Source organism: Chryseobacterium oryctis, assembly GCF_025971925.1.
In the GTDB taxonomy this organism is placed as follows: Bacteria; Bacteroidota; Bacteroidia; order Flavobacteriales; family Weeksellaceae; genus Chryseobacterium; species Chryseobacterium oryctis.
This window is the reverse complement of the sequence record NZ_JAPDHV010000003.1, coordinates 310,929-321,457: the sequence shown is the minus strand read 5'-3', so window position 1 is coordinate 321,457 and position 10,529 is coordinate 310,929. Positions and strand designations below refer to the sequence as shown.

Annotated in this window: 9 protein-coding genes and 1 tRNA gene; 6 read left to right on the top strand and 4 right to left on the bottom strand. The window is 31.1% G+C overall.

Going from position 1 to position 10,529, the window contains the following annotated elements:
- Window positions 1-28 precede the first annotated feature (28 nt).
- Window positions 29-102, top strand: a tRNA-Asp gene (locus tag OH806_RS08470).
- 110 nt (window positions 103-212) lie between these two features.
- On the opposite strand, the gene OH806_RS08465 is transcribed toward OH806_RS08470, so the two are convergent.
- Window positions 213-1,979: a transcriptional regulator gene (locus OH806_RS08465; RefSeq protein ID WP_264743243.1), complete on the bottom strand. Its 1,767-nt coding sequence runs from the start codon at window positions 1,977-1,979 to the stop codon at window positions 213-215.
- 272 nt (window positions 1,980-2,251) lie between these two features.
- Between OH806_RS08465 and OH806_RS08460 the strand changes: the two genes are divergently transcribed.
- The 4 genes from OH806_RS08460 (at window position 2,252) to OH806_RS08445 (ending at window position 7,275) form a co-directional block, all read left to right on the top strand.
- Window positions 2,252-2,596 carry a hypothetical protein gene (locus tag OH806_RS08460; protein ID WP_264743242.1) on the top strand — a complete coding sequence of 115 codons (345 nt, stop codon included), beginning with the start codon at window positions 2,252-2,254 and terminating at the stop codon, window positions 2,594-2,596.
- Window positions 2,596-4,554 (top strand): hypothetical protein, encoded by a 1,959-nt coding sequence (locus OH806_RS08455; protein ID WP_264743241.1) that lies wholly within the window; start codon window positions 2,596-2,598, stop codon window positions 4,552-4,554. The genes OH806_RS08460 and OH806_RS08455 overlap by 1 nt, the downstream gene beginning before the upstream one ends.
- Before the next feature lie 657 nt (window positions 4,555-5,211).
- Entirely contained in the window at window positions 5,212-6,006 is a 795-nt protein-coding gene (locus OH806_RS08450) for a hypothetical protein (protein ID WP_264743240.1), read from the top strand.
- A 228-nt stretch (window positions 6,007-6,234) separates the two neighbouring features.
- Window positions 6,235-7,275: a L,D-transpeptidase gene (locus OH806_RS08445; RefSeq protein WP_264743239.1), complete on the top strand. Its 1,041-nt coding sequence runs from the start codon at window positions 6,235-6,237 to the stop codon at window positions 7,273-7,275.
- On the opposite strand, the gene OH806_RS08440 is transcribed toward OH806_RS08445, so the two are convergent.
- The 3 genes from OH806_RS08440 to OH806_RS08430 all read right to left on the bottom strand — a co-directional run bounded on the left by OH806_RS08440 (window position 7,272) and on the right by OH806_RS08430 (window position 9,869).
- Window positions 7,272-7,796 (bottom strand): hypothetical protein, encoded by a 525-nt coding sequence (locus tag OH806_RS08440; RefSeq protein ID WP_264743238.1) that lies wholly within the window; start codon window positions 7,794-7,796, stop codon window positions 7,272-7,274. The two genes, OH806_RS08445 and OH806_RS08440, sit on opposite strands and share 4 nt — an antisense overlap.
- Window positions 7,797-7,800: 4 nt before the next feature.
- A complete protein-coding gene (locus tag OH806_RS08435) occupies window positions 7,801-9,120 on the bottom strand; it encodes a PDZ domain-containing protein (RefSeq protein ID WP_264743237.1) in 1,320 nt (439 codons plus the stop codon).
- A 110-nt stretch (window positions 9,121-9,230) separates the two neighbouring features.
- Window positions 9,231-9,869 carry an alpha/beta hydrolase gene (locus tag OH806_RS08430; RefSeq protein ID WP_264743236.1) on the bottom strand — a complete coding sequence of 213 codons (639 nt, stop codon included), beginning with the start codon at window positions 9,867-9,869 and terminating at the stop codon, window positions 9,231-9,233.
- A gap of 181 nt (window positions 9,870-10,050) precedes the next feature.
- On the opposite strand from OH806_RS08430, the gene OH806_RS08425 reads away from it, so the two are divergent.
- Window positions 10,051-10,503, top strand: a complete 453-nt coding sequence (locus OH806_RS08425; RefSeq protein ID WP_264743235.1) for a hypothetical protein — start codon at window positions 10,051-10,053, stop codon at window positions 10,501-10,503.
- Window positions 10,504-10,529: the final 26 nt, after the last annotated feature.

The window sequence follows — 10,529 nt, the reverse complement described above, 5'->3', positions numbered from 1 at the left end:
GAAGTTTTCTCAATTTCTTTAAAAAATTGATCCGGTAGTTCAGCTGGTTAGAATGCCGCCCTGTCACGGCGGAGGTCGCGGGTTCGAGTCCCGTCCGGATCGCAACTGATAAATCAGAATAATAAAAGCAGTAAAATATTAGTTTTACTGCTTTTTGCTTTATGTATTTCTATTATATCTTCTCAAGAATACTATTTTTGATAGATTGAAAATTATACATCCAAACTTCGAATAAAGTCATATAGGTCATCTTCTTTTTTTAAACCAAGTTTTTGCTTTAATCTGTATTTTGTTACTCTTACAGTTTTAGGGTCTACTTTTAAAATATTTGAAATCTGAAAATTATTCATATTGAGATTGATGTATGCACAATACTTTAAATCTTGATTAGTAAGCTTACTTTTGGATAACTCCTGGAGTCGTTTAAAAAAATTAGGATGAATTTGCTGTATTATATTTTGAAGGTCGTTGAAATCGTTATCTGCTAACTGATCTTCCTTTAGTATTTTTTTTAGATTAGGGTCATCGTTTTCTATAACTTCTTTCAGTTCATTCAAAATAGCACTTTTATAATTGAGTTGAAGTGATGTAGCAAGTGCTTGTTTTTGTAATTGTTCCTGCTGTAAAGCTAATAGTTCTTGTTCAGTTTTTAGACGTGATTTTTCTTCTTTTTCTAATTGTAAGATAAGTTCTGTTTCTTTTTTTTCAGCCTCAAGTAAACTTGTTCTTTGTTTACTTAATTTATGTTTATATTGTAAAATAAAAAACATACAAATAATCCCCAAAAAAGCTATCAGGCTAATCATCAGGTAAATAATTTTTTGTTTTATGTGTACCTCATTCTTTTCTTTCAACTCTTTTATATGCTTATCTTTTTGTTCAGTTTTATAAAATATTTCTAAGGCTTTAGTGTTATTGCTGAATCTTTTTTCAGTGTCTTCTTTGATTAGATTTTTTGCTTCTCTTTCAAACTCTAATGCTTTCTCATACTGATTCAAGTTTTGATATATTTTTGATAAATTATCGAGAAGTATAAGTTTATGAGTTGTAAAAATATCCTTATTGTTCTTTATTAAATGATATGCTTTGCTGTAATATTTTTCCGCTATAAGTGTTTGACCTGCTTTTTCATAGGCAGAACCGATATTGATATAAATGAGAGCATTCATATCTTTAAAGCTATTGTCTTTTCCACTTATGCTTAAGCATTTGTTGTAAAGTTCCAGACATTTTTTATAACTATAGGGAATTTTGTTTTCTAATAAATGTCCGTAATTCATATAATATGCAGCCAACGTCCTTTTTTGTGCTTCTGTATCTTTTATGTTTAAAGCATATTTATAAGAGTTCTGGTAGTTGATATTGGCAGAATCTAAATACTTTTTATCGTTTGTTATAGTAAATTTTTTTTTATAAAAAATTCCGATATTGTTGTAAGTAATGCTGATGAGAAGGTTGTTTTTAGATTTTATTGCATGGTAATTCGCTTTAAAATAACTATTTCGAGTATCCTTTTCTAAAGGATTTTTAACCAGATACCTATTCAAATGATAATAGAGTTGTGAAAGAACAAAATTTTCGTTATTGTACTTACTAAATGTATTGATGCTATTATTGATTGACTTTATAAACAAATCATTTTTATTTAAATTCAGATAATATTTGGCATATCCAAACTGTACATAAGCTTCGTCTAATGGTTCTTTAGTCAACATCGAAAGTTTTTTTGCATTCTCTAGAGCTTTAGCTTTTTTTATTTCATTATCTGAGTATGCCTCTGTTAAATATACATAACCGATAATTTTTTTTGAAAGATTGCTTGATGTGAGGAAGTTTGAATTAATAATAGATATTGCTTTTTCAGGATTCTTATTATACAGATAGGTGTATACAGATTGCTGGTCGAAATCTAAATCACTTTGTGAAAAACAAATTTTTGAAAGGAGAAGTAAAACCAAAAAATAAATTTTCTTTTTCATAATCTTGTCAAACAGCTAAAAATTGATTTTAATTCTCTAATTTATGAATTATATTTAAAGTTGCTTCTTAAAATATAATGGTTGACATAGTTTAGGGTTTGTTTAAATACCTGATAATCAAATTGTTGTTTTTTTGTATATAGATTGTATACTCTTTGAAAACCACCTGTATATTCATTGTAATTTCATTTTTTTTTTTGTGTTCCTTATTTTAAGAATGTTTGTAGACCAAAGATTACAACTCATTAAATTTTAAACAAATGAAAAAAAAAATGATTGCGAATTGCTTTGCGTCCGGTTTTAATCATTCCCGGTGGGGAAGGAAGACTGGAATAAACAAAGCACCCTGTTACACATCAGATGCAAAAGAAGCATTGGATGTAAGATTTAAAAATGTAGGTGTATCTCCCGGATTTACGACTCTACAGAACAATGCGATTGCCGTTTTCTCTGAGAAATACGGTTTGTTGACATTTCACACAAATGAATGGCTTTTTAATAATTACAGAACTTCAGGCAATAGCTTCAAACAAAAGCATCGCAGTATTGGTTCTTTAGCCTTGATTACTAGCGAAATATTTGTTGATTCAGCTTATGATTTTAAAAGAAACAAATGATGAAAAAGATTTTATTTTTATTTTTATTACAAATTGGTGCTATTTGTTTAGCACAGGTTGGTGTAGGTACGCCTAATCCGAATTCTAAATCGATATTAGATGTAATGTCTACAACAAAAGGCGTACTTATGCCAAGAATGTCCCAAGTTCAAAGAGATTCCATTGTTTTAGATAAAAGTGATGTAAATGTTGATGGACTTTTGGTTTATAATACAGATACAGGATGCTATAATTATTGGAATAATGCACAAGGTAAATGGAAAGGACTAGGACCTGCAGAGTGTGAACCATTAATTTTTGCAGACTTTACAATAGATTGTAATCAGTTCCCTGCAGCAGATACCAATACTTACTCAGCAGGAAGTTCAGTGGCAGGGAATACTATTAATGTCAGCGTAAATGTATACGAAGCAGGGCCATATTATATTACTATTACGTCTAATAATGGAGTTTCTTATTCCGCAACAGGAACTTTTACTACCACTGGTTTACAAACCGTAACGGTGGCAAATGCAACGGGTGCACCTTCTTCTTTGCCCATTAATTTTGCAGTAAAAATTAATGGTATTACTTTATGTCGCTATACTAAAGATGGAACAGGAGGGTTCTCTTATAATTATAATTGTTCTGCAGCGAAAGTTTCTCCAGCTATGGTACAGGGAATTTATGGCTCAGGTACTGTAAGAGTTCCGATAACGATAACAGGAACAGGAAATATTCCGCCAATTTATCAAACAATTAATGGGGTGACTTATAGTTTTGCTGGTCTTACAGGTGCTACATCTGCAGTTCAGGAAATTGTTATTGCTTATAGTGGTACGCCTGGAACTAGTAGTTCTACATTACCTATCAATAATTCTAATGGTACTGTATGTAATATAGAAATATCTACTAATCGTGTTAATGCTACATATACCTGCACCAGAAGTGCTACTGTATTTGGTGATTATGTGGCGTTAACAAAATTAGATCCAAGTAAAAACTATATTGAAGCAGAACTAAATGTTACTACTCCGGGTTATGTTAATATTAGTACAGAAGATAAGAACGGAATGGTATTTACATTCAATGATAATGTTACCAATACAGGTGTGGTAAAGGTTAAACTATTACCGGGAAATTCAACTACTAAATTATTGGGAGTAGGAATAGATGCTACAGGAAGTACGCCAAATACATCAGAGGAAGTGTCGAAAGGAGCGAAAGGAGATAATGATCAGGTGGGAGAGTATAGTATCAGAAATGAAATTACAAAAGAGAATTTATGTACAGCAACTATAGGTGTTACGCCTCTTTGGGTGGCGGGAAAACCATTGGAAATGCAGTCTAGTGGAGATAATGCTAGTAGTTTTTATTGGTTAAAGAATGGAGCTAAGTTTGCTACCGATGGAAAAATGAAGGATAGAATGCCTACTGATGGAAGAATAGTCGTTGACTTTGTTAATTTAAGGAACTTTGGATTGAGTTTGACTGCGACATTCTGGGGAGCATACATTAAGAATGTTTCAGGAGCAAATATTGATCAGTATAAATTCAAAGCGAATGGTACAGCTGACGCAAATGTATATGATTATGCAGGTCTCAATTTAGCGAATGGTGCAAGACTGGGTTCAATGGATCCTTATTTGAAAAGTTTCAATGACGATCCTACTCCTAATTCTCTAGGAAGTGGTGCTCACGGAGCTGGTTTTGAAGGTCTTATTCCGCCGTTTAACTTTGAAGAGTCAACTAATACCGGTTTGAATATAAGAATAGGTAATTATTGGTACAAATATAGACTAATGTGGATTTCTGTTCCTGAAAGTAGTCAGCATCTTGGTGTGCAGACAACTACACATCTTGTGCTATATGGTATTTATGAAAATGAGCCTATAGATATTTATGATGAAGGGATTCATTATTGGCCGACAGGAGGAGCATCAGCTGAAATAAAAAATCCTAAATCTTATTGGCCATAAGTAAGTAGGTGTAACCTAATAAGTGTTAGATTTTTAAGTAGGAAGAGGTTGTCTTTTTTTGAGACAGCCTCTTTTCTTTTATTCATAATCAAATATTGAATGGTTATTAGAAGGTCTTTACTGAAAGTGGGAACTTTAAATTATCTTGAATTTAATATGTGAAATACAACTTTTAGATAAATTAAAATTTAATTAAAATTATAGAATTGTAGTGATATTGATTTTTTTTCTAATAATAATGATTTATCTTTGAAAAAATATTTAATTAGTGAGTCGGAAGGATTATTTTATTTCTTTTTCTTCAACTTTATTTACAATAACTCACTGAACGCTTTTCGGAAGTCTTGCAACTATTTAGATAATTTATGTAAAAAGCATAATTGAAAATAATTATTGCTTATTCGAGCTTTAATCTGGAGTTTGTTATTGCATTACCTATAATTGAATAGGAAGGGATATAGGTCTGTTTTAAAATTTATTCTAAATAAGGGATTTTTTTAAAATTTTACTTTGAATAATTTCTTTTCCAAAAAAAGGATTGGGCTATTGATAGTAAAAATAATAATGATGTATGAGTATGTGTTTGTTTGTTAGGCTTTTGTATTTTGGATTGTTTTTTATGAATTAAAATATTATAAACTTAAAATTTATGTTATTATGAAAATGAAATTTTTATTGGGAAGTACATTATTTTTTTCTAATTTATTTTATTCGCAAAGTGTTGGAATAAATACTAAAGTTCCAATCGTCACTTTAGATGTTGAAGGAAGCCCATCCGATATAACTAAAACAGATGGTTTTATTGCACCAAGACTAACTGGCGATCAACTTAAAGCTAAAAAAGGAAATTATAATGCTTCACATGAAGGGGTTATTTTATATATTACAAGTCCTGTGACAACACCGGATGCATCAACAAGTTATGTGAACAATCCCGGATATTATGTTTTTAATGGTTCATTGTGGACTCCACTATCACATACAAGTCTTACTTCAGATGCTTCAAGATATATAGGAGGAGTTGTTGGTGTGGTTTATAATTCTAATACTGAAGGTATTCTGGGTGTATCAAAGCTTATAGGAGAAGCATTAGATACTCCTTATACAATAGGTACCATTCCTGTTACCAATATGACTTCTAAGATTGGGGGGATTTCTTTTGCTGAAGGAGGAGGATACAAGGTGTCAAATCCGGCTCCGGGTTTATTTGATATTAAACTTGATACGCCATTTTCGGAAATTTATGGAGTGACAGTTAATATTATAGATACGTACGGGCCTTCAGTGGGTAATAAGCAGCAGCCTACAACCACAACTCCTGGGTCGGCGCTTAAAACAAATGATAATGCACAAATATCTTATTTTGATAAATCAACTATTAGGATTAAAACTGGAGATAGTTTTGGAGCACTTTCAAATAGATCTTTTTCTTTTATAATCCTTGGTAAGTAATTTAATCAAGCAAATAATATTATACTAAATCAACTTTTTTCAATTAAAAATTATGATGTATTTTAGGAGCTATTATTTGAAAATTAGAATGTAAAAATGTTCTTTTTTGTAGTAAAATTTACTTTAGGATTACCGTTTTTTTACGGTATTTTTCAATGAAGTTTTGCATATTCAATTTTAGGTCTGATATTTGTATTGCGTAGCAAAACTAATCGTCCGAATTTATTTATGAAAAACACTTTTGCAAAAAGAATATTTTTATATACTTTTTTTACTGCTTTCTTTTTAGTGTCATGCAAAAAAGAGATTGAAAAAATAGGAGACACCATAAAAGATACAGCGGCTTCAATATCAGAAGAACCTATTGCGGAAAAAGATACAATCATCAAAAAAGATTCTATAGTAGAAAAAGAATCTCTGCCTCCTGCAATGCAGGAAACAGGTTTTTACAATGCATTTATACTACCAAAAGATAAAAAGCTTAGAGATTCTATATATGCTGAATTTAGCAAGAAATATAATGAAAAAGAACGCTATGCAATTTTAGCTTTAAATAGATTAGACTCCAAAAGTAGATGGAATGCGGATACGTTAGTCGTTCCGGCAAAAATAGATACTACATTGATGTCTTATTCACCATTTCCTTTGCAGGTTGATATTTTGAGCGGAGTAAAAAAGTTTGTGATTTTTTCATATCCTATTCAGGCGTATGGAGTATATTCAAACGGAAGTTTGGTGAAATGGGGACCAACAAGTATGGGTAAAAAAACAGCACAGACAACCAGAGGACTTACTTTTGCTAATTGGAAGAAAAAATTGGCCATTTCTACTGTAAGTACAGAATGGAAGTTACCATATAATGTTAATATTCATAATTTAGGCGGAATAGGATGGCATCAATATGATCTTCCGGGGTATCCTGCATCACATTCTTGTTTGAGATTATTAATGAAAGATGCCCAATGGTTATATTCTTATGCAGATACTTGGATTTTGAATCCCGGAGGTGCAACTACAAAAGCAAAAGGGACACCTGTAATGGTTTTTGGTGATTATAAGTGGGGTAAAAGGAAGCCGTGGAGAAATCTATTAGAAGATCCTAATGCGAATAATATTTCTCTTGAAGAAATGAATAAATTACTTGAACCTAATATTGATAAAATGTTGAAGGAACAGGCAAACAGAGAAAGGGTAGTAGATTCTATTCAGGCAGCAAAAGCAAATTCTGCAGCGATTCTGGCAGAAAAATCAGATGTACCGGCCAATTAAACTTTCTTTTCAAATTGTAAGGTAGATTCTTCTGCAAATTTTCTTAGTTTTTGCATTTCCTCTTTGCTTTTATATTGTCCAAATCTGGCTGCTGCATATGTTAAAGTGATACAAATCAGCATACCAAAAGAAGCAGATAAAGACCAAGGAAATTCTTGGCTGTTGATTTGTTTTTCTACATAATACATCGTAAAGAAAGTCATCCACAAAATTGAAAATAAGAAATAAAGGAACATAAAAAACGTCCAGACAGCAGAGCTGGGACCAAAAACACCTCGTATTGCTGTATGCCCATCTTCTGTTTCTATTCTTAATGATAATCTTGGTTTCCAATAATTATCATATTGTGATTCTACCTGAATTGTTGCCATTTCTTTATTGATGTTTCCTGAGAACTCATTTTGATGTTCCGCAAGGTATTTTTTTAGATTTTCGGCATATTCGTCTTTCGAAAGATGAGTAAACATTTTAAATCTGGGTCTACTTCTTATTTTGTCTAAAGTTGTTTCTTCCGTATTCATAATTTTATTCTTGATAAGGAATAGGATCTTCTAATATAAACCTGAACGTAAGTTTTTCAGTTTTTCTTTGTATAACCATTTCGATTGTTCTGCCTTCAGAGGACTTCATCATTTCCATTATTTTTTCTAAAGTCATATCTGCAGTATTGTTTCCATTAATTGAAAGTAGTCTGTCATTTTGCTTCAAACCTGCAAAATAAGCCGGTGAATCTTTTCTTACTCCAGCGATTGCAAAAATGGGCTTTAAAACAAATTTATATTGAAGGTTGCTGTTATAAGCCTCGATACCGTTTGTTGGTTTAGTGCTTATATTTACTTTGTCCTGAGACCATTCCATCCCGTCTTGTTTGAAATCAAGACCACTCATGTTAAAGTGAAAAGGGTCATCAAAGTTTTTGTTTTTCTTTAAATAAAGTTTTTGATTTTTATAATCAAAAACAGTGGTGAAACGACGCATAATTTCTCCTCCAATTGAACCTTTTCTATTTTCCACCAAATTTACATGCTGAATGGAAAATTCGTCAGGCATAGCTGTAAGCGGTTTTTCGAATTTAAAATCACCTAAATAAAAATTGTGAATTCTGCTTCTTTTTCCAAAAATATCACCATTGAATCCTCTTCCGAGAAAGTCTTCAATATTTGGACGATTGTAAACGAAATCTTTGATTAAAGCAGGAAATAGCCAAATTGGGTCACTGTTTCCTAAATCTATTAATAATTTAGAGCTTTTCTTCTCATTTGTCATTTCAACATCACCATAAATATAAGGCTTATTTTTTTCAATAGTGATAGAGAATTCATTAAATTTTCTGATCTTCTTTTTAAAAAAGTCCTCATCATTGTAGATTGTTATTTTTTTAGCGGCATAATCAACAGAAATAGGATGGTTTTTAAAAAAATGATAGCCAATTACTCCATTTACAGGAATTCCGACATGAGAAGATATGTTAAATTGTTGATCTACGATGATGAAAACCGTCATCGAGTAATTGGTAAAGTTATTCCCGGCTTTTCCAATATTATTGTCAGATCTATATCCGTCAATACTTAAATCTCCTCCTAAACCTGAAAATTTTATCTTTTCAACATTGTCGAGCTTTATCTCTTTATTTTCTAAGCTGAAAAGTAATGTCTCTGCGACGCCTGTATCAAGTAAAAATGTTAAATCAACTCCATTGATATTAATTGGAATGAAAATAAGATTATTAATGAGCTTAAAGGGAATCGTTGTTTTTTTTGCCTCTTTTATTTCAAAAGAATTTTGAGCATTAATTGAAATGCTGAAAAACAAGATTATTAGAGATATTAAGTATTTGGTTTTCATTTACTGAATTTACATAAATAATCTTATTTGAAATAAAAAAAACATTCTCAAATTTGAGAATGTTTGTATTTTTTTAAGTGTTTTTTATAAAACGGTGTGTTTTCCTTAATTTATTTTGAGAAAAAGTCCATTAAGTCAATGTAATTTTTTTGATTTACACCATGACCGCTCATATATTCTCTGAATGTGAAAAAACATCCTAAATCATATAATAAATCTGCTGCTTTTCGTCCCCAATCCAACGGAATAATGGCATCGTCAGTTCCATGAGAAACAAAAAATCTAAGATGTTCAAGTTTTTTCTTTTCTTTTACAATTCCGTCTAAAATTTTTTCTTCAGGATATGAGCTTAAACAAGCTACAAGATTGAACATTTCAGGATACTTTAAAGCTAAAGAATAGCATAAGATTCCTCCTTGGCTAAAACCGCAAAGATGGGTTTTACCGTCTGTAAGTCCATAATGATTCACAATCTTTAAAATATTTTCTAAAACAGCATTTAAAGATTCTTTTGCCTGTGGAATATCTATGAAATTTTCAGGACTGTTAAAATCTATATCATACCAGGAAAAACCTTCAAACTGTGTGGTTCTGGGTGCTCTGAAACTTACTATAATCCAATCATTAGGAAGTGTTTCCCTGAAACTGAAAAGGTCTTGTTCATTACTTCCGTATCCGTGAAGCATAAAAAGAATAGGTGTGCTTGATGTAATATTTTCGGGTTCTCGAACGATGTAGTCTAAATTCATAGAGCAAAGATAATTAATAAATTAAATCTAAAAACAGAATCTTGAATATGTCTGACTAAGCATATTTTCTTTTTGATGATTTGATATTGCTTGGAAATCTTTGTTGGAAAATTTTCAAGAAAGTTATTTTTATATTGATAAAAAACCTATATTTGAAACATAAAAAAATCTATTTGGAGAAATGAAGCAATTTTACAACTTAAAAAGTTTACTTAGACTTTCCTCTTTATTTGTCGTATTATTTTCTGTAATAACTGTTGTTAATTCTTGTAAAAAAGATGATGATGAGGAGGATCTGCAACATCTTGTGCAATTTGAAGCAAAAATAATTGATGGCGGACCGGCATCTCCTCCTCCAACGGAATTTAGTGCTTTCAAAACTGTTGTTACTCAGGTAGGAACTGCTCAGCAGAATATTTTTAATCCGACAGGTTTTAATTGGAAAAGCGATGAGTTTTTTGTAAATGAAAGTCAGTCTCAGTTAAATTTTTCAGCTAATGCTAATCTTTTGCATTCTGATTCAAAATTAATGGTGACTATTTGGATTGATGGTGAAGTTGCAAAATCTGATACAATTGTAGGTGCAGGAGCTAATCAGGTTGCAAGTGTTTATCACAGTTTCTTAGAATTATAGAAAACTAAAGAAAATTAAATATAAAC

Excerpts from the sequence above, each read along its gene's own strand:
- OH806_RS08440 (WP_264743238.1), bottom strand. The coding sequence starts at position 7,796 with ATGAATACGGAAGAAACAACTTTAGACAAAATAAGAAGTAGACCCAGA.
- OH806_RS08430 (WP_264743236.1), bottom strand. The coding sequence starts at position 9,869 with ATGAATTTAGACTACATCGTTCGAGAACCCGAAAATATTACATCAAGC.
- OH806_RS08450 (WP_264743240.1), top strand. The coding sequence starts at position 5,212 with ATGAAAATGAAATTTTTATTGGGAAGTACATTATTTTTTTCTAATTTA.
- OH806_RS08425 (WP_264743235.1), top strand. The coding sequence starts at position 10,051 with ATGAAGCAATTTTACAACTTAAAAAGTTTACTTAGACTTTCCTCTTTA.
- OH806_RS08445 (WP_264743239.1), top strand. The coding sequence starts at position 6,235 with ATGAAAAACACTTTTGCAAAAAGAATATTTTTATATACTTTTTTTACT.
- OH806_RS08460 (WP_264743242.1), top strand. The coding sequence starts at position 2,252 with ATGATTGCGAATTGCTTTGCGTCCGGTTTTAATCATTCCCGGTGGGGA.
- OH806_RS08455 (WP_264743241.1), top strand. The coding sequence starts at position 2,596 with ATGAAAAAGATTTTATTTTTATTTTTATTACAAATTGGTGCTATTTGT.
- OH806_RS08435 (WP_264743237.1), bottom strand. The coding sequence starts at position 9,120 with ATGAAAACCAAATACTTAATATCTCTAATAATCTTGTTTTTCAGCATT.
- OH806_RS08465 (WP_264743243.1), bottom strand. The coding sequence starts at position 1,979 with ATGAAAAAGAAAATTTATTTTTTGGTTTTACTTCTCCTTTCAAAAATT.